At 71.3% G+C, this 16417-nt stretch carries 17 protein-coding genes and 1 pseudogene; 9 read left to right on the forward strand and 9 right to left on the reverse strand.

Features of this window, described 5'->3' with window-relative positions; translation table 11 throughout:
* Window positions 1-32: 32 nt before the first annotated feature.
* Window positions 33-284, reverse strand: coding sequence for a hypothetical protein (locus ABZX61_RS34800; RefSeq protein ID WP_355200329.1), 252 nt, complete (start codon window positions 282-284; stop codon window positions 33-35).
* Window positions 285-596: 312 nt separating this feature from the next.
* Between ABZX61_RS34800 and ABZX61_RS34805 the strand changes: the two genes are divergently transcribed.
* The 4 genes from ABZX61_RS34805 to ABZX61_RS34820 all read left to right on the forward strand — a co-directional run bounded on the left by ABZX61_RS34805 (window position 597) and on the right by ABZX61_RS34820 (window position 2893).
* On the forward strand, window positions 597-728 hold the full coding sequence (locus ABZX61_RS34805) for a hypothetical protein (protein WP_355200330.1): 132 nt from the start codon (window positions 597-599) through the stop codon (window positions 726-728).
* A 91-nt stretch (window positions 729-819) separates the two neighbouring features.
* Window positions 820-1479 carry a dihydrofolate reductase family protein gene (locus ABZX61_RS34810; RefSeq protein WP_355200331.1) on the forward strand — a complete coding sequence of 220 codons (660 nt, stop codon included), beginning with the start codon at window positions 820-822 and terminating at the stop codon, window positions 1477-1479.
* 232 nt (window positions 1480-1711) lie between these two features.
* Complete coding sequence (locus ABZX61_RS34815) at window positions 1712-2653, forward strand: hypothetical protein (RefSeq protein WP_355200332.1); 942 nt, start codon at window positions 1712-1714, stop codon at window positions 2651-2653.
* Window positions 2654-2740: 87 nt separating this feature from the next.
* Window positions 2741-2893 (forward strand): hypothetical protein, encoded by a 153-nt coding sequence (locus ABZX61_RS34820; protein ID WP_355200333.1) that lies wholly within the window; start codon window positions 2741-2743, stop codon window positions 2891-2893.
* Window positions 2894-3041: 148 nt separating this feature from the next.
* Here ABZX61_RS34820 and ABZX61_RS34825 read toward each other — a convergent pair whose 3' ends face one another.
* The 6 genes and pseudogenes from ABZX61_RS34825 to ABZX61_RS34850 all read right to left on the reverse strand — a co-directional run bounded on the left by ABZX61_RS34825 (window position 3042) and on the right by ABZX61_RS34850 (window position 9781).
* Window positions 3042-3647, reverse strand: coding sequence for a hypothetical protein (locus ABZX61_RS34825; protein ID WP_355200334.1), 606 nt, complete (start codon window positions 3645-3647; stop codon window positions 3042-3044).
* A 402-nt stretch (window positions 3648-4049) separates the two neighbouring features.
* The gene (gene rox / locus ABZX61_RS34830; RefSeq protein ID WP_355200335.1) at window positions 4050-5579 is read right to left on the reverse strand and encodes a rifampin monooxygenase; all 1530 of its coding nucleotides are present in this window, start codon (window positions 5577-5579) and stop codon (window positions 4050-4052) included.
* 780 nt (window positions 5580-6359) lie between these two features.
* Window positions 6360-7136, reverse strand: a pseudogene (locus ABZX61_RS34835) (pentapeptide repeat-containing protein); the annotation flags it as partial.
* 75 nt (window positions 7137-7211) lie between these two features.
* Complete coding sequence (locus ABZX61_RS34840) at window positions 7212-7964, reverse strand: GNAT family N-acetyltransferase (RefSeq protein WP_355200336.1); 753 nt, start codon at window positions 7962-7964, stop codon at window positions 7212-7214.
* Window position 7965: 1 nt separating this feature from the next.
* Window positions 7966-8742 carry a polyprenyl diphosphate synthase gene (uppS, locus tag ABZX61_RS34845; protein WP_350727398.1) on the reverse strand — a complete coding sequence of 259 codons (777 nt, stop codon included), beginning with the start codon at window positions 8740-8742 and terminating at the stop codon, window positions 7966-7968.
* Between the two features lie 40 nt (window positions 8743-8782).
* On the reverse strand, window positions 8783-9781 hold the full coding sequence (locus ABZX61_RS34850; protein ID WP_355200337.1) for a small ribosomal subunit Rsm22 family protein: 999 nt from the start codon (window positions 9779-9781) through the stop codon (window positions 8783-8785).
* Window positions 9782-9969: 188 nt separating this feature from the next.
* Here ABZX61_RS34850 and ABZX61_RS34855 point away from each other — a divergent pair, with 188 nt between their 5' ends.
* Window positions 9970-10833 carry an alpha/beta hydrolase gene (locus ABZX61_RS34855; protein ID WP_355200338.1) on the forward strand — a complete coding sequence of 288 codons (864 nt, stop codon included), beginning with the start codon at window positions 9970-9972 and terminating at the stop codon, window positions 10831-10833.
* 337 nt (window positions 10834-11170) lie between these two features.
* Here ABZX61_RS34855 and ABZX61_RS34860 read toward each other — a convergent pair whose 3' ends face one another.
* Entirely contained in the window at window positions 11171-11635 is a 465-nt protein-coding gene (locus ABZX61_RS34860; protein WP_355200339.1) for a MarR family transcriptional regulator, read from the reverse strand.
* Between the two features lie 114 nt (window positions 11636-11749).
* Here ABZX61_RS34860 and ABZX61_RS34865 point away from each other — a divergent pair, with 114 nt between their 5' ends.
* Window positions 11750-13243, forward strand: a complete 1494-nt coding sequence (locus ABZX61_RS34865) for an LLM class flavin-dependent oxidoreductase (protein WP_355200340.1) — start codon at window positions 11750-11752, stop codon at window positions 13241-13243.
* Here ABZX61_RS34865 and ABZX61_RS34870 read toward each other — a convergent pair.
* On the reverse strand, window positions 13240-14430 hold the full coding sequence (locus ABZX61_RS34870; RefSeq protein WP_355200341.1) for an MFS transporter: 1191 nt from the start codon (window positions 14428-14430) through the stop codon (window positions 13240-13242). The genes ABZX61_RS34865 and ABZX61_RS34870 overlap by 4 nt on opposite strands.
* Before the next feature lie 55 nt (window positions 14431-14485).
* Here ABZX61_RS34870 and ABZX61_RS34875 point away from each other — a divergent pair, with 55 nt between their 5' ends.
* From ABZX61_RS34875 to ABZX61_RS34885, 3 genes are all read left to right on the forward strand, one after another.
* On the forward strand, window positions 14486-14851 hold the full coding sequence (locus ABZX61_RS34875) for a MerR family transcriptional regulator (RefSeq protein WP_350727392.1): 366 nt from the start codon (window positions 14486-14488) through the stop codon (window positions 14849-14851).
* Window positions 14852-15005: 154 nt separating this feature from the next.
* The gene (locus ABZX61_RS34880; protein WP_350727391.1) at window positions 15006-15335 is read left to right on the forward strand and encodes a hypothetical protein; all 330 of its coding nucleotides are present in this window, start codon (window positions 15006-15008) and stop codon (window positions 15333-15335) included.
* A 233-nt stretch (window positions 15336-15568) separates the two neighbouring features.
* Entirely contained in the window at window positions 15569-16402 is an 834-nt protein-coding gene (locus ABZX61_RS34885; RefSeq protein ID WP_355200342.1) for an aminoglycoside phosphotransferase family protein, read from the forward strand.
* The last annotated feature ends 15 nt before the right edge of the window (window positions 16403-16417 follow it).

Genomic DNA, 16417 nt, shown 5'->3' on the forward strand with positions numbered 1-16417 from the left:
TGCTCCCGCGTGCGCGATGACAGGTGACGTGGTCAGTGCCGGCGGTGGACGGTGATCTGGGCCAGGGCGTGCAGGTCGGCGCGGTGGGGCTCGTCGACGGCTTGGCGCAGCGACTCCAGCGCGGCGCGCCGGAGGGTGTGTTCCCGGACTCCGCCGGCTTCGACCAGTTCGGCGGCGTGCCGCGCCTGGGCGGCGTTCAGGGGGTACGGGTCGGCGTACAGGTGGGCCAGTCGGCGGCCGAGCGGTCCGGGCGTGGACAGGGCCGCGATCACCGGTGCGGCCATCTTCCGTTCGAGAAGGTCCTGCTGGGCTGGTTTGCCGGTGCGGGCCGGATCCCCCCAAATTCCGACGGCGGCTCGTGTGGAGCATCCGCAGCCGGTGCTGCCGCACCCGGCTGTGGGCCGCGAAGAACTCGGACAGGCGATGCTGGCGGGTGAGCATTTCCCCCGGGGAAATCACATCTTTTCTCTACCAATCCCTACGTACTGTAATCTCCCCTGCGTGATAGGTAATCATCGCTGGCAGTGCTGCCGTTCTCGCCCGTTGCGGCGTAACGCCGATCCGCTCAGCGAGGGCGACCGTTCCGCCTCGCCCAGGTGTCGCTGACCGAGGCGGGGCAGGACAAGGGCGACGGTCAGCTGGAGTTCAGCGGCCGGATGATGTCGTCGGCCACGATGACCATTGCCGGTCGAGAGCCACCCTGGTCGTTCACGTTCATTTCCCACTGATCTTTCCGTCGTGATGTCGAGACGGCCGGATCGGCTCCGACCTTCTCGTGACGGCACCGGGCGGCGGCGCCGGATCGGAGGAAGGCGCGCGATGAGCAAGGTAGTGCTGGATGTGTCGATGTCGCTGGACGGGTTCACGGCGGGACCGAACGTCCGGAAGGAGGAGCCCATGGGGGACGGCGGCGAACGGCTGCACGAGTGGATGGCCGGGGAAGGGCCGGACGGCGGGGTCGACCTCGACATCCGCCGGCAGGTGGACGCGGCGGTCGGGGCCGTCGTCATCGGACGGCGTACCTTCGACCTCGGTTTGGTCCCGTGGGGCGGCACGCTATGGCCCGGCGTCCCGAGCTTCGTGGTCACCCACCGGACCAGGGAGGACCTCCTCGGCGACAACGCCGGGACGTTCGCCTTCGACGGGCTGGAGGCCGCGGTCCGACGTGCCAAGGATGCCGCCGGAGACAAGGACGTCCTGGTGCTGGGTGCAGACGTCGCCCGGCAGTTGCTCGCGGCGGGCCTGCTCGACGAGGTGTGGCTCCACCTCGTCCCCCTGCTGATGGGGGCGGGCACGCCGCTGTTCGCCGGGGCGCGGGCCGAGCTGATCCCGGAGGGGGAACCCATCGCGGGAACCGGGTCCGTGACCCACCTGCGCTACCGCGTAGTGACGACCCCGCTGATCCGGACCGAGATCGCCGCTGGACGGTTGGGGTCGATCCGGACAACGTCGGAAAGTGGCCGACCGTGGACGAGCTGACCGATGTCGAGGTGCTCGTCGGGCTCATGCCGGGCGGGGAGCGCGGCGTCGCCCTGAAGCGGCTGCACGATGCTCCCCGGGAGCCGACGTGAGTCGCAGCACATGACCGAGGCCGCCGGGTTTCCTCTCCCGACATCGGCTGGGCCCCTGCTCCGGGAGTTATCTGGGGTGTCGCCGCGCAAGCTCGGCGAGCCGTGCGGAACGTCTACTCCGGCCTGTTCGTCGTCATTGCGTGACCCTCTCCCCGGAACTTGACGAACGCCTGCGCGAGGCGTCTGCCAGGATGCACCGCGCCGAGCACGTCCGTCAGCTGCGCGAGACCACCACGCAGCAGATCGCGGACGTCCGCAGCACCCTGGAGGACCTGGAGTTCGAGCTGGTCGAGGAGGAGCGTGATGTCGCCCGGCTGGAAGGCGGGCTGTCCGCCGTCCTGGCCCGCATGCTGGGCAACCGCGAGGAGCGGCTGGAGCGCGAGCGCGCCGAGGCGATGGTGGCCAGGGAACGCGTGGACGGTCACCGGGCCCGGCTCGCGCAGCTCGAAGCCGACGCGGCGGCGGCCGACGCCGAGCTGGCCGTGCTCGACCCCGCGTCCCGGGAGTACGCCCGGCTGCTGGCCGAGAAGGAGCAGCAGCTCATCCGGAGCAGCGATCCGCGCGCGCGTGAGCTGGCCGACCTCGGCGCCGCGCTCGACCGGTTGAGCGCCGATGTGCGCGAGTGCGATGAGGCCCACCAGGCGGGGCAGCGCGCGCACGAGGCGCTCGGCGTCGTGCTGCGCTTTCTCAACTCCGCCAGGAACGCCTCCACCTTCGACATGTTCGGCGGCGGCCTGCTCGTCGACGCCTTCGAACATGACAGGCTGACCAGCGCCGACAAGGCCGCCTGGCATGCTCAGCGGGCTCTGGACGTCTTCTCCCGCGAGCTGGCCGACGTCGGGGTCGCGGCCCGGCCGGTGATGCCCAAGGTGGACAAGCGGTGGTTTGTGGACGCCTTCTTCGACAACATCATCAGCGATGTGCTCAAGCATCAGCGCATCGAGAAGACCAGGGCCGAGGTGAACAAGCTGGCGCAGTGGGTGCGCGACACCGGAGCGTACCTGGAGGCGCGCCACGCCCAGTTGCTGGCCGAGCGCGCCCAACTGTTGACCAGGCGCAAGGAGCTTCTGCACCCCGCCTAGCCACTCGTCGAGGGCCTCTTCGACGGAATGTCCTCGGACCCCGCGCGATCGTCGCCGGCCTGGCCACCGAGGAAGCCGCAGTCCGGAATGCTGCCCGCCGAGGCCCCACGGCTCCGGGCCCGCCCGGAGGTCGAACAGCGACTCGTCCAGGACGCCGGCGAACGCGGCGGGACCCGCGAAGTCGAACGGCACACCGCCGTCGCCCGCCGTCTCACCGGCCTGCTCACCGACCTCGGCTAGACCAGCGATCCAGGTGACAGCAATTCTTCAGAAAGGCCATCATGCAGGGCGACGGACTGAGGGAACCGCTCACATCCCACTCGATGCGCAGCCCCGACAGCCGGTCGCATCGCCGGGTCACGTCGAGTCCTTCGAGAGTCGGCGATTCTCACAGAAGCACCATCCGCTGCCTGAACGGATCCCACTTCACCACGACGAGCCCGCCATATCCCTCGGCCAGCCTGTGGCGCAGGTCCTGGTCGAAGGTGTTCGTCTCGACGATGACCCGGTTAGTCTCCGCGTCGATCCCCGCCCCGAGGGTGCCGGCCCCATCAAGCAGCCCGTCCCCGTCGTCGAGCACCCGTCTCAGCGCCGCCTGACTGTTCGCGACCCGCCGCACCTCCGGCACGATGTCGTACCTGACCTGCTTCCCCTCGGACCAGTACGCCCCCGAGAGCACCGGAGCGGCCAGTGCGCGCCCTCGCGTCGTGACGTAGGGGGCGACGAGCCGGTACGACCCGCCGTGGGCGATGTAGGGGGGAGCGAGGTCGTCCGGATACGCCTCGGCCCGCTGCTCCGCGAGTAATTGCGCTCGATTGAAGGGCTCGATGCCCTCGTACGACCTGAGCATCACGGGCGAGACGGGCTCGTAGTACACCTCGGCCGCGTCGTCAGTGGCCGGCTGGACGACCACCCGCAGCTCACCGGGCAGGAACAAGGGCGCCGCCGTCACAACATAGACCAGGAGCAGCATGAAGATCATCTTGACTCGCATGCGCGCAGAGTGTAGCGGGAAGCCGCACCGCCGTACTGATCACGCAGCAGCTCCACGGCTCGGGGAGGAGATCGCCTACGCCATCCGATTGACCGGCAAAGACGAGCCGCTGGTCGACAGACCGACCTGGGACCAACCCGCGCTGACGGCACGGCGGCCCGGCCGTCACCGCTGTACCCGCTCGGCCGCCGACCCGGCCGCGGCGGCGGCGCGGCCGAGCCGATCCACCCCGTGGTGCTCTTCCGCCGTCTTCCGGTCGTCGCTCGAAGGCTGACCCTCCTCGCAGGCCGACCCTGGCGCCAGAGCACCACGGCTGATGCTGCTGCCTCCAGCCTTCCGATGGTCAGTCGCTACCGGCCGTTCCGATCATCCTCACGGGCCTTCTTGGTTGCTCAGGCGAAATCAGTCGGCGGGCTTGCCGAACCAGCGGGACAGGTGGTCGTCCAGGTCCTGCTGATCGTCGCCGATCCAGGCGACGTGGCCGTCGGGGCGTAGCAGGACGCACGGAACCTCCAGTGCCGCAGTGGGATCGGCGAGGTGGTCGACCCGGTCTGACCAGCCGCCGACGGTCAGGCGTTCGGTGCGGTCCAGCAGCAGGCCGCGGCCGCGATGCAGCAGACCGTAGAGGTGGCCCTGTTTCACGTCGATGTCGCGTAGGCGGCGGCCGAGCAGGTCGGGGCCTGCGCCGAAGTCGTAGCGGATGCCGATCGCGGTGATCTTCTCGATCAGACGGCGGTTCACCTCGTCGAAGTCCATCAGCTCGGTGAGCAGCCTGCGCACGGCCCGCGGGCCCGGTTCGGTGGACAGCAGTTCCATCTGGGCGCGGGTGTTGTCCAGCACGTCCTCGGCGACCGGATGACGTTCGGCCTGGTAGGTGTCCAGCAGTGTGTCCGGCGCCCAGCCGCGGATCTGTGCGGCCAGTTTCCAGCCGAGGTTGAACGCGTCCTGAACGCCCAGGTTGAGGCCCTGTCCGCCGGTGGGCGGATGGATGTGTGCCGCATCGCCGGCCAGCAGCACCCGCCCGACCCGATAACGTTCGGCCAGCCGGGTGGCATCCCCGAAGCGGGACAACCAGCGCGGGGAGTGCACGCCGAAATCGGTTCCGGCGATGGTACGCAGCTGTTGTTTGAACTCGTCGAGGGTGGGCGGTTCCGCGCGGTCGCCGACTCCCGCGGCGGGGACTACGACGCTGTAGATTCCTTTGCCGAAGGGCCGGAGCCAGAATGGCTGACGGGTCGCGCCGATTTCGGCCACCTTGGCGGCGATCTCCTCCTGCGGCACACCCACTTCCATCTCGCCCATCAGCGTCTCGGTCCGCGAGGGCTCGCCGGGGAAGCCGACGCCGAGCAGTTTGCGCACCGTGCTGCGCCCGCCGTCACAGCCGATGAGATAGCGCGAACGCAGCTGTTCCCCGTCGGCCAGCTCGACGGTCACACCCTCGTCGTCCTGCTCGAAACCGGCGACCGCGCAACCGCGCCGGACCTGCGCACCCAGCCCGATCGCATGCTCTTCGAGCAGGCGTTCGATGACCGGCTGCGGGATGCCCAGCAGATAGGCGTACGCGGAATCCAGGCCCTTGGGCGCGGGTTTGTTGATGGCGGCGAAGAAACCGCCGGCCGGGCGCTGTCTTCCGTGTTCGAGAATGCGATCCAGCAGTCCGCGCATCGCCATCAGCTCGAGACTGCGAATATGCAGACCGACTATGCGGACGAACGACTTGGGCTCGGTTTCCTTCTCCAGAACGAGTACCCGCACGTCGTGCAGCCGCAGTTCGGCGGCCAGCATCGCACCGGTCGGCCCGCACCCGGCAATGATCACGTCGTACGTGAGGGGCGCGCGATCGGCGCCGGAGGCCGGCGACCGGAGTCCGGGGACGTCGCGCTCGACCCTGTCGTTCGACGGCGGCTCGACGGTGAACTGCGAAGAGTGCATAGGTGTTGCCTTTCGGGAGTGCCTTGTTGGCGAGGCGCTCCCGGCGACACCTACGTCAATCGCCCGGCCGTGACGGGAAGGGGGAGCACCCACATCGATACAGCGTTCATGGGTCTCACCTCCTCGGGCCGTGTCACGATCAACTGCAAGCTACAGACCCGAGCATCATCCCGTCCACTCCTTTTCCCAGCCACGTGATCACGGCTCCACATGGGGCCCCTGCGGTGCACGAACGCCAGCCGCTCAGCCGGCCTCAGCGATTCCGGCACCACGAGCAGCGCCGGCCCCACCGAGTTGGCCAGGAGCTCCTCCTGCTCCGGATCGGCACCCTCCGCAGGGCCGACGACGGAATCGGGCAGCCCACGCCTCCCGCACGGCGTCCTCGGCCTCGCTCTCCTCGGCCTCGCTGTCCTCGGCCTCGCTGTGCGAGCCGAGCATCCGACAGGTCACCGCCCCGCGGCGCGTGCGGTGCTCCTCGAACCGCCCGGCCAGAAACTCGCGCTCGTCCACCGGTCACCTTTTCCCCGCACAGTCGCGTCATCCACATGACGCACCACGACCTGCGAAAGTGACCGGCCGCGACACACAACGAGAGATCATGACCGGGCGCGGTGTTCAGCCGCGGCGCCGACGGCCGGAGCCGCGGCCCGAACGCCGCCCCGAGCCGGAAGCGCGGTTGGAATCGGAGCCGGTCCCTCGTGCGGAGGCCGTGCCGCGGGCGGAGCCGGGGTCGCGGCGGGGGCCCGTGCCGCGGGACGGCCGTTCGTAACGGGTGGCGGGCCAGTGGGCGGGACGGGTGAGCGCGGCCGGGAGGCGGGTGGCAGCGTCGCCGGTGGCGGCGTTGAGCTGGGGCTGGGTGAGGAAGAGCGCACCCGACAGATCCGCGCCCGCCAGGTCGGCACCCCGCAGGTCAGCCCCGATCAGATCGGACTCCCGGAGGTCCGCACCCCGCAGATCGGCGCCGATCAGGTACGCCCCGCGAAGGTTGGCACCCCGCAGGTCGGTGCCCGACAGCTTGGCCCCGATCAGATCCGCTCCCCTGCGCTCCTTGCCTTTGCGCCCGGCCCGGACCAGCTCACTCGTCCGCAGCAGCAGCACGTTGACCTCGGCCCGGTGCGCCGGCACGTCCAGCTCCTTCAGCGCGTCCGGACTTTCCCGGGAGAGCCGCTCCGTCGCGTCGAACGCGCCCTGCAGCTCGGCGTGGACGGGCCGGGCGGCCTCCAGCGTCAGCGCCTCCGCCAGATACCACAGCAGCTCGTGCAGCTGCCGCACGACGGGGAAGATCGCGAACATCTCCCCGGCCGTGCCCGGCGCCTGCCGCCAGCTCGTGCCCTGGAAGGTGACCTGCGAGACCTTCTGGCCCGCCCCGAAGCAGTCGTACACGGTGCAGCCGGGAAAGCCGCGCTCCCTGAGCTCCGCGTGAATGGAGCAACGGAAGTCGTCACGCAGGTTGCGGCAGGGCTCCCCGGCCTTCTTGTCCACCGCGAAGTCGGCCGACGCCGCGAACGGCAGCGCGACGCAGCAGAGCCCGAAGCAGCTCTCGCAGTCGGCCAGCAGGCCGAGCTCGCGCGGGTTCGTTCCAGGCAACGTGCGGGCCTCCTCCGGCGGATACGGTCAGGCCATCAAGGGTACTCACTCGTGGACGTACGGCGTCGTCGTGGTGATCGCCTCGAACCCCAGCCGCAGCAGGATCGGACGGCTCTGGCTGGAGGCGTCCACCTGCAGATGGTCGTAGCCGCGGGCGACCGCCTCGCGGGCCCGGTAGGCGACCAACGCCCGGTAGATGCCGCGCCCGCGCCACTCCGGTACGGTGCCGCCGCCCCACAGGCTCGCGAACCGGGTGCCCGGGTGCAGATCCATCCGGGCCGCGCTCACCGGCACGTCACCGGCCATCGCGAGGAGGGCGACGACCTCGCCCCCGGCGAGCTGGTCGAGCAGCCGTTCCCGGAAGTGCGCGTCAGGGGTGCCGAAGGCGCTCTCGTGGACGTCGGCCATCAGCTCCACACCGTCGGAACCGGTCACCGGCACCAGCCGCACCCCCTCGGGCGGTTCCCCTCCGAGGGGCAGGCGCGGGATCTCGGCGATCATCAGCGTCTCGGCGGGCTCCGGGGTGAATCCGGCGGCCAGGAGGCGCCGGTCGAGGTCGCCGGGCCGGTCGTAGCCGTACAGCTTCCACTCCAAGGGCCGCCCCAGCTCCCCGAAGTAGCGCACCTGCTCGGCGATCTCCGCGTCCGCGTTCCGCTCGTCGAGGCCGGACCAGAGCACGCCGTTCCAGCCGTGCTCGGGCGCGACCTGCCGCACCACGTTGCCGACCCGCTCCACTTTGGCGTCCGGCCCGTCGGCGCGGGCCTCCTGGCGCAGCTGCCGGTCGAAGAGTTCCAGCATCTCAGCCCCCGAACCGTCGCTGCCGGGCGGCGAAGCTGCGCAGCGCCCGCAGGAAGTCGATCTCGCGGAAGGCCGGCCAGTACGCCTCGCAGAAGTACAGCTCGGAGTAGGCGGACTGCCAGAGCAGGAAGTTCGACAGGCGCTGCTCGCCGCTGGTGCGGATCACCAGGTCGGGGTCGGGCTGACCGGCCGTGTAGAGGTGGGGCGCGATGTCGTCCACGCTCAACGTCGAGGCCAGCTCCACCATGGACTGCCCGGTCTCGGCCCGCTCGTACAGCAGCTCGCGCAGGGCGTCGATCACCTCCTGGCGGCCGCCGTACCCGATGGCCAGCGTGAGGTGGAAGCCGGTGGCACACGTACGGGTGGCCTCGACGGCGCTCTTGAGCGCGCGGGCCGTGGTGTCGGGCAACATGTCGAGCAGGCCCGCCACATGGACGCGCCAGCGCGCGTCAGGCCGGTCCAGCCGCTCGGCGACCATCTCCTCGATCACCCGCAACAGGTAGGCGACCTCCTCGTCACCGCGGCGCTGAAGGTTCTCCGTCGAGCACAGGAACACCGTCACGTGCTCGATCCCCAGCCCCTCACACCACGACAGCACGTGGTCGATGTGCTCGGCTCCGTACTTGTGGCCGATGCTCGGGCTGGCCAGACCCTGCTGCCTGGCCCAGCGCCGGTTGCCGTCCATGATCAAACCGACGTGGCGGGGCAGCGGACCCGCCGTGGCCTGACGACGCAGCCGCCGGGCATAGAGGGAATGAAGAAGATCAGTCGTCCACATCCTCCAAGGATGGCCCACCCGCCGGACCGGAACCGCCCCCTTACCCATTTCCGTGACCGAGCCGCAAACCGTCGTCGCCCCAGCCGTCCCCCCAGTCGGCGTCCCTGGCCGCGCGGTAGAGGTCGCCCTGCCGCTTGGACACGATCACGTCGCGGATCCCCTCCTCCCCAGCGCACAGCCGCAGGGACACCACGCCCTTGCGTTTGACCGGGTGGCGCAGGATCCGGGCGTCGGCCCGCTCCCCCGGGACCGTCGTGGCGGCCACGTAGGAGAACTTCTCGTCCTCGAAGCTGAGCGTGCCCGCCTTGATCCGGCGGTGCAGTGAAGTCCTGGGCAGCCTGACGGAGAAGTGGCACCAGTCGCGTCCCTGCTCGATCGGGCAGCGCCCGTCGTGGGGGCAGGGGGCGGCGACGCTCAGCCCCTGGTCGACCAGGACCTCTCTGGCCTCGGCGACGGTGGCGTAACCCGCCGGGGTGCCGGGCTCGATGACGATCACCATGGCCGCGTCCGCGGCCAGCCAGCGGACGATCTCCCGGCGCTTGTCCTGGGGGAGCTCGCCCAGCGCGTACGACATGGTCACCAGGTCGGCCGCGGGCCGGTCGAGGCCGGGTCGCACCGACGCCTGCCGCCAGGTGGCCCCGCGCAGGGCCCCGGACGTACGGGCGAGGCGTTTGCCCAGGTCGATGATCTGCGGGTCGTGCTCGATGACCGTGACCCGCTCGATGGACGACCAGGTCTCGCCCGCCGCCCAGATCGCCGCCCCCGTGCCGCCGCCGACGTCGAGGTGGCTCCCCGGCCGGAAGCCCGGCGTCATGACGGCCGCCTGGCGCATGGCCGTGGCCGCGGCGGCGTAGGTGGCGGGCATCCGGTACGCGGCGTAGGCCGCCACGTCGGCCTGGGACCTGATGTGGGTGCCTCCGCCGGTGGCGGCGTTCGTACGGTAACGCTCGGTGAGCCGCGCCACGGAGTCGGACAGCTCCTGCGGCGCGTAGCCGGACAGGGCCTTGTCCAGGGCGGCTCTGAGTTCTTCTGGAAGCATGGATGGGTTCACCTGTGGTCCGTACGTGGCTTGCCTGCGTCAATGATGCTCGCGATTCGACGGTGCTCGGAACTCATGCGGCCCGTGCGGCTGCGCCCCTGGCGAACAGGCCGATCCTCCGGCCCGTGCGGCTGCGCCGCCGGCGAACAGGCCGATTCCCGGCCCCGCGCGGCGGTAGCGTGCCGAGCATGCTGATCATCGACGACGTCAAGATCGCGTACGAGGAGGCCGGCCCCGCGACCCCCGTGGGCACCGTCGTGCTCGTGCACGGCGGGACGACCGACATGCGCCTCTGGGAGCACCAGTTCCGCGCCCTCTCGGAGCGCTACCGCGTGATCCGCTACGACTGGCGCGGCTGCGGCCGGTCCGGCGACGCCGAAGGCGAGGTGTGCCATCACGAGGACCTGCTCGCCGTCATGGACGCGCTGGGAGTCGAGCGGGCGGCGCTGGTCGGCAACTCGATGGGCGGCGCGTACGCGACCGAGGTCGCCCTGGCCGCTCCCTCCCGGGTGGCCGCGCTCACCCTGATCAGCTCGGGTCTGGCCGGCCACCCATGGCCGCAGGAGATGCTGGACCAGGCGCGCGAGCGCGTCCACGGCTCGGTGCCCGCCGACCGCCTGGCCCGCTACCGCGCCGGCACCGCCGACCACGTGGATCCCGCCGACGTACGCGCGATGGCGGAGGCCCACACGCTCTGGCAGACCGCCGGGCCCGACCGTGGCCGCGACGCGCTCTCCGACGAGGTGTGGGAGTCGGCGGTGGAGATGTGCGGCCTGGTGTTCGAGCGCTCCTGGAGCGGCTCCCGATCCACGGAACGCCACCTGGTCCCGCCCGCCGTGACGCGCCTGCCCGAGATCACCGCCCCCACCCTGGTGATCAACGGCCTGTCGGACGTGCCCGGCATCCAGCAGATGTCCGACCTGCTCAGCGCCGGCATCCCCGCCGCCCGCCGCATCGACCTCCCCGAGACGGGCCACCTGCCGCCGCTCGAACGCCCCACGGAGGTGACCGAGGCCCTGACGGCATTCCTCGCGACCGTCTTCACCTCCTGACCCACACCCCCGGCCCGTCGCCCCCGCTTCCAGCTCGCCCCGGCTTTCCAGGGGCGCCACTTCCCCTGCCCCGATCGACGCCACCGCACTTCAACGGGCCCCTCTCGACCACCGCGGCATGGCGAGCGCGGGCGTCACCGGGTCGGCGACCGGCGGGGCACGTCAGGCGAGCGAAGCCGGGGCGTCAAGCCGGTGACGGTGGAGGCGGAGGTCCAGCCAGTCACGGCGGAGGCAGGGGCCAGGCCAGTGACGGCGGGGCGGGTCAGGGCGGTGACGGCGGGGGTCAGGCCGGGGATGGCGGGGGCGGGGGTCAGGACGGAGATGGCGGGGGCGGGGGTCAGGTCGGTGTAGCCGGGGTGCGGTCGGGCTGGGGGCGGGGGCGGCCGGTCGTGGAGGCGTACTCGGCGAGGATCCCGTCGATGGCGGACGCCAGCAGCTCCCGATGCTCCACCGGCAATTCCCCCGTCAACGCCTCCAGCCGCGCCTCGACCCCGTCATGCGCCAGCGCCCCGACGCGCTCCCCTTCGGGGGTCAGCTCGACGAGCCAGGCCCGCCGATCCCGGGAATCACGCGTGCGGGCCACGAGCCCCCGCTTCTCCGCCCGGTCGACGAGCCCCGTCAGGCTCGACTTCTCCAGGTGCAGCGTACGCGTCAGCTCCGTCATCCCCACCGGCCCGCCGACCAGCAGGCACAGCAGCTGCGCCTGCTGCGGCGTAAGGTCCTGGTCCCTGCCGACGTCCCCGAACACCTGCTGCACCAGGTGCCCCAGACGTACGAGGGCGGTAGTGAACGTCGCGGCCACGGCATCGAGTCTAGTTGACAATGGTTCACAATACGAACTAATTTAGTTCTTACTGCCAACTGTTCGCACTACCAACCAAAGTCCGGCGGCGAACGGCACATCCAAGGAGCCCCCATGCCCGACTACGGCCACGAGCTGCTCTTCAGCGTCAGCTTCGCGCCTTCCGCCCACCAGGCCGACACCGTCGTCGCCCTATCCCAGCTCGCCGAGCGCGCCGGACTCGACCTCGTCACCTTCTCGGACCACCCGTACCAGCCCACCTTCCTCGACACCTGGACCCTGCTCGGCTACGTCGCGGCCGCCACCGAGAGCATCCGGCTGGCCGGCAACGTGCATCCGCTGCCGCTCCGCCCGCCCGCCATGCTCGCGCAGGCCGCCGCCAGCCTCGACATCCTCAGCCACGGCCGCTTCGAGCTCGCCCTGGGCACCGGCGGATACCGGGACGCCATCGCCTCCATGGGCGCCCCGCGCCTGTCCCCCGGCCAGGCCGTGGACGCGCTCGAGGAGGCCATCCCGATCATCCGCGCCGCCTGGGACACCGACGCCCCCGGCGCCATCGACCACCACGGCGAGCACTACCAGGTCACCGCCTCGCGAGGCCCGCGCCCGGCCCACGACATCGGCATCTGGCTCGGCGCGTACAAGCCGCGCATGCTCCGCGTGACCGGCCGCCTCGCGGACGGCTGGCTCCCCTCCCTCCCCTACCTCCAGGACGTCGGCAAGATCGGCGAGGGCAACGCCGTCATCGACGAGGCCGCCGCCGAGGCGGGCCGCTCGCCCCGCGACATCCGCCGCCTGCTCAACCTCGGCGAGGAACTGCCCGCCGCCCAGCTCGCCGAGATCGCCCTCACGTACGGCGTCAGCGTCTTCATCCTCGCGGCCAACGACCCCGGCCGTCTCCAGCGCTTCGCCCAGGAGACCGCCCCGGCCGTGCGTGAACTCGTCGCCGCGGAACGCACCCAGGCCGCCCTGCCGCCACCCACCGCCGCGGCAAAAACCGCAAGCCCGACCGCCGCCTTGGGCGCCACCCCGACCCCCGACAACGGTGTACGGCTCACCGACGTACGCGTCTGGGACGAGACCACCCGTCCCACCGGCCCCGCCCCCGACCCCACCAGGCGCTACACCCCCGCCGAACAGGCCAACGGCCGGCACCTCATCGACGTGCACGACCACCTGCGCGCCGAACTCGCCCAGCTCCGCGACCTCATCGACCAGGTAGCCTCCGGAGCGATCGACGCAGGCACCGCCCGCTCGCACATCAACACCATGACCATGCGCCAGAACAACTGGACCCTCGGCGCCTACTGCGAGTCCTACTGCCGCCTCGTCACCATGCACCACACCGCCGAGGACGCCATGGTCTTCCCGCACCTCCGCCGCACGGAGCCCGCCCTGGCACCCGTGCTCGACCGCCTCCAGGAAGAGCACCACGCCATCCACAAGATCATCGAACGCGTCGACCGCGCCCTCGTCTCGTTCGTCGGCGACCCGGACGGCCTCGGCCACCTGCGCGAGACCGTGGACCTGCTCACCGACAGCCTGCTGTCCCACCTGTCGTACGAGGAGCGCGAACTCGTCGAGCCCCTGGCCAGGAACGGCCTCTAGGACCGGCGGGCGGGGAACGCGCGACGGCGCGCCGCGACCACGACCGCCAGGGCCACCGCCACCAGCGGCAACGAGGTCCACGGCAGCGCACCCGCCCCGGCGCCCTCCAGCACCAGCCCGCCGGCCAGCGACCCCGCGGCGATCCCCGCGTTGTACACGGTCGTCTGCATGGACGTGGCCGCATCCGCGTTCCCAGCTCCGGAGGCGTCCACCAGCGCCGACTGCAGCAACGTCGGCACCCCGCCGAAGGCCGCCCCCCACAGCGCGACCGCGCCCAGCGGCGCCCAGCCCGGCCCACCGGAGACGGCCAGCACCGCCATGGCCCCCGCCACCACGGCCAGCACCACCACGAGCGTCACCCGCGGGAACCTGTCGATCACCACCCCGGTCACCCAGATCCCCGCCACCGTCCCGACCCCGAACACGAGCAGCACGACACTCGTCCGCCCCAACCCGGCGAAGGCCACGAACGGCGCCAGGTACGTGTACATCGCCTGATGCCCGACCAGCACCAGCACCGTCACCCCCAGGATCGAACGGACACCGGGCAGCGCCGCCACCCGCCGCAACGGAACCCGCACCGTGGCCGCCTCACCGGGAAAGTCCGGCACCTTCCACAGCACCCACCCCACCAGCGCGACCGCCACGACCGCCAGCCCCAGAAAGGCGGTCCGCCACCCGAACGCCGAGGCCAGCGCCGCCCCCGCCGGAATCCCCGCGCACAGCGCCACCGTGATCCCCGCCGAGACGATCGCGATGGCCCGCCCCCGCCGCTCGACCGGCACCATCCGGGCCGCGTACCCGACCAGCATCGCCCACAGGATCCCGCCCATGACGCCGGCCAGGACCCGCGCCCCGAAGGTCACCGCATAGGACGACGAGAGCGCGGTCACCGTGTTGAACAGGGCGAACCCCGCCAGCGTCGCCACCAGTACGGGCCGCCGCGGCAGCCCGCGCAGCAACGCCGTCAGCGGGATCGCCGACAGGGTCGAGGCCACCGCGTACGCCGTCACCAGGAACCCGGCCCGCCCCTCCGGCACCCCCAGCGCCGCGCCGAGCTGCGGCAGCAGCCCCGCCGGAAGCAGCTCCGTCATCACCGCCGTGAACGCCGCCGAGAACAGCGCCAGCAGCCCCGACCAGGGCATTCTCCCGACGCGTACGGCGTCGGCGATCGTCGCGCCAGACATGTCGAATATGCTGAAACGTTCACATCAATGTGAAGGCAAGCCGGGAGGCCCCGCCGTGAGAATCGGTGAACTGTCGCGACTGACGGGCGTGCCGACCCGCATGCTCCGCTACTACGAGGAGCAGGACCTCCTCCACCCGGAGCGCGCCGACAACGGCTACCGCCATTATCCGGAGCCGGCCGTCTACCGGGTTCAGCAGATCCGCGGCCTGCTCGACTCCGGACTCACCACGGAGATCATCCGCCGTGTCCTGCCGTTCCTGAACAAGCCCGACGAGATCCACCTGCACCCGCAGTGTCTCACCCCGGAGCTGGCCGACCTCCTGGAGGCCGAGGCCGACCGCATCCAGCAGCGCATCGAGTGCCTCTCCCGCAACCGCGACGCGATCCACGCGTACCTGGCGGCCGTGCGATCTTCCTGAGCCCGGCGCCTTTACAATGTAGATCACTTGTACATCCGGGTTACTGATCAACGGCGGCCTGTTGATCGAAAACGGGGTGTGGCGCTGCACCTGGCCCCCAAGATCGCTACGTATAGTGATCTCCGATGTCACTTCGTGATTACAGGGGGAGATCATGAGGAATAGCCTCATCGCCGTCGGCGGTGCGCTACTCGCCGCGACCGCACTGTACGGAAGCGCCACGCCCGCCGCTGCCGACGACGACGGGAAGCACCACAACTCGAAGCACTGCGGCCTCGGGGTGGGCGACGACATTACCTATCACCACGTCACCGACCACGGCGTGTTCGCCGGGACCCGCAAGACCAAGGCCTGCAAGGACGACGGCGGCGCCGGCTGGGACTGGTCGTGGGACCCCCACTGGCATCACCGCAACTGGCCCACCAGCGGCAACGGCAACTGGGCCGGCTCCTGGCCCGACCACGGCTTCCACCACGACGACTGATCAAGCCCCGCATCACGCGCTCGTCCCGGTGCCCGCCACGCGGGCCCCGGGACGAGCGCGTTCAGGGCCCGCCGCCGCCCAGCCCCCCGCCGCCGTTCAGGGCCCCGGCGCCGTTCAGGCATCACCGCCGGGACGGGCGCGCCGCCCGCTGGAACGGACGCGTTCAGGCGCTCGCCGCCGTGCCTTCCCCGGCCGGTTCGGTGTTCCGGTGACGTTGCCGCCATGCTGGGGCGATGGATGATCCACTGAGCTGGTTGGCCCAGGACGCCGAATCAGGGCCTCTCCCCGTCCGCGAGGGGCAGTTCCATCGGGTCGTGATGGGCTCGGACCGGGTCGTGTGCCTGCCCCGCACCGAGGCGGCGGCTGCCCGGCTGCCGCAGCGGGCGGCCATGCTGCGCGTGCTCGCCGGGCTCGGTCTCGGCTTCCGCATCCCCCGGCCGCTGTCCGAAGGCGCGGGCGAGGCGCCGTACCTGGTGCTCAGCCGCGTCCCCGGCGCGCCGCTGGAGGACGGAGCGCTCGACGACCCGGCGGTGGCCGGGGCGGCGGCGGAGCAGTACGCCGAGTTGCTGGCCGCGCTGGCCCGGGCGGGGGCCGACGAGCGGGCGCGGGCGGCGTTGCCGTGGACGCCGGAGGATCGGTGGCGGCGGTTCGAGGCGGATGTCCACGCCGAGTTGTTCGGGCTCATGTCGGATGGCGGACGCCGGCGGGCCGAGCGGGAGCTCGCCGCGGCCGCGGGTCTCCCCCACGTCGCCACGGCGGTGGCGCACGGCGACCTCGGCGCCGAGAACGTGCTGTGGGAGATCGACGGCGGGCTGCCCCGGCTCAGCGGCGTGATCGACTGGGACGAGGCCACCATCGGCGACCCCGCCGAGGACCTCGCCGCCATCGGGGCCGGCCACGGCGACGCGTTCCTGGACCGGGTGCTCGCGCTGGGCGGCTGGGCCGACGACGAGACGGCGGCCCGCATCGCCGCCATCCGCGGCACGTTCGCTCTGCAACAGGCGCTCGACGCCCACCGGGACGGCGACACGGAACAACTGAAGGACGGCCTCACCGCCTACCGCTGAGCGCCACCGCACGGT

Origin of the sequence: Nonomuraea sp. NPDC003709 (genome assembly GCF_040610775.1) — a bacterium.
GTDB classification, from domain to species: domain Bacteria; phylum Actinomycetota; class Actinomycetes; order Streptosporangiales; family Streptosporangiaceae; genus Nonomuraea; species Nonomuraea angiospora_A.

What these genes read in the sequence shown, in the direction of transcription:
- ABZX61_RS34820 (WP_355200333.1), top strand. Translation starts at nt 2,741, where the DNA reads ATGCTGCCCGCCGAGGCCCCACGGCTCCGGGCCCGCCCGGAGGTCGAA.
- ABZX61_RS34800 (WP_355200329.1), bottom strand. Translation starts at nt 284, where the DNA reads ATGGCCGCACCGGTGATCGCGGCCCTGTCCACGCCCGGACCGCTCGGC.
- ABZX61_RS34840 (WP_355200336.1), bottom strand. Translation starts at nt 7,964, where the DNA reads ATGCTGGAACTCTTCGACCGGCAGCTGCGCCAGGAGGCCCGCGCCGAC.
- ABZX61_RS34870 (WP_355200341.1), bottom strand. Translation starts at nt 14,430, where the DNA reads ATGTCTGGCGCGACGATCGCCGACGCCGTACGCGTCGGGAGAATGCCC.
- ABZX61_RS34885 (WP_355200342.1), top strand. Translation starts at nt 15,569, where the DNA reads ATGGATGATCCACTGAGCTGGTTGGCCCAGGACGCCGAATCAGGGCCT.
- ABZX61_RS34855 (WP_355200338.1), top strand. Translation starts at nt 9,970, where the DNA reads ATGCTGATCATCGACGACGTCAAGATCGCGTACGAGGAGGCCGGCCCC.
- ABZX61_RS34880 (WP_350727391.1), top strand. Translation starts at nt 15,006, where the DNA reads ATGAGGAATAGCCTCATCGCCGTCGGCGGTGCGCTACTCGCCGCGACC.
- uppS (WP_350727398.1), bottom strand. Translation starts at nt 8,742, where the DNA reads ATGTGGACGACTGATCTTCTTCATTCCCTCTATGCCCGGCGGCTGCGT.
- ABZX61_RS34810 (WP_355200331.1), top strand. Translation starts at nt 820, where the DNA reads ATGAGCAAGGTAGTGCTGGATGTGTCGATGTCGCTGGACGGGTTCACG.
- ABZX61_RS34825 (WP_355200334.1), bottom strand. Translation starts at nt 3,647, where the DNA reads ATGCGAGTCAAGATGATCTTCATGCTGCTCCTGGTCTATGTTGTGACG.
- rox (WP_355200335.1), bottom strand. Translation starts at nt 5,579, where the DNA reads ATGCACTCTTCGCAGTTCACCGTCGAGCCGCCGTCGAACGACAGGGTC.
- ABZX61_RS34865 (WP_355200340.1), top strand. Translation starts at nt 11,750, where the DNA reads ATGCCCGACTACGGCCACGAGCTGCTCTTCAGCGTCAGCTTCGCGCCT.
- ABZX61_RS34850 (WP_355200337.1), bottom strand. Translation starts at nt 9,781, where the DNA reads ATGCTTCCAGAAGAACTCAGAGCCGCCCTGGACAAGGCCCTGTCCGGC.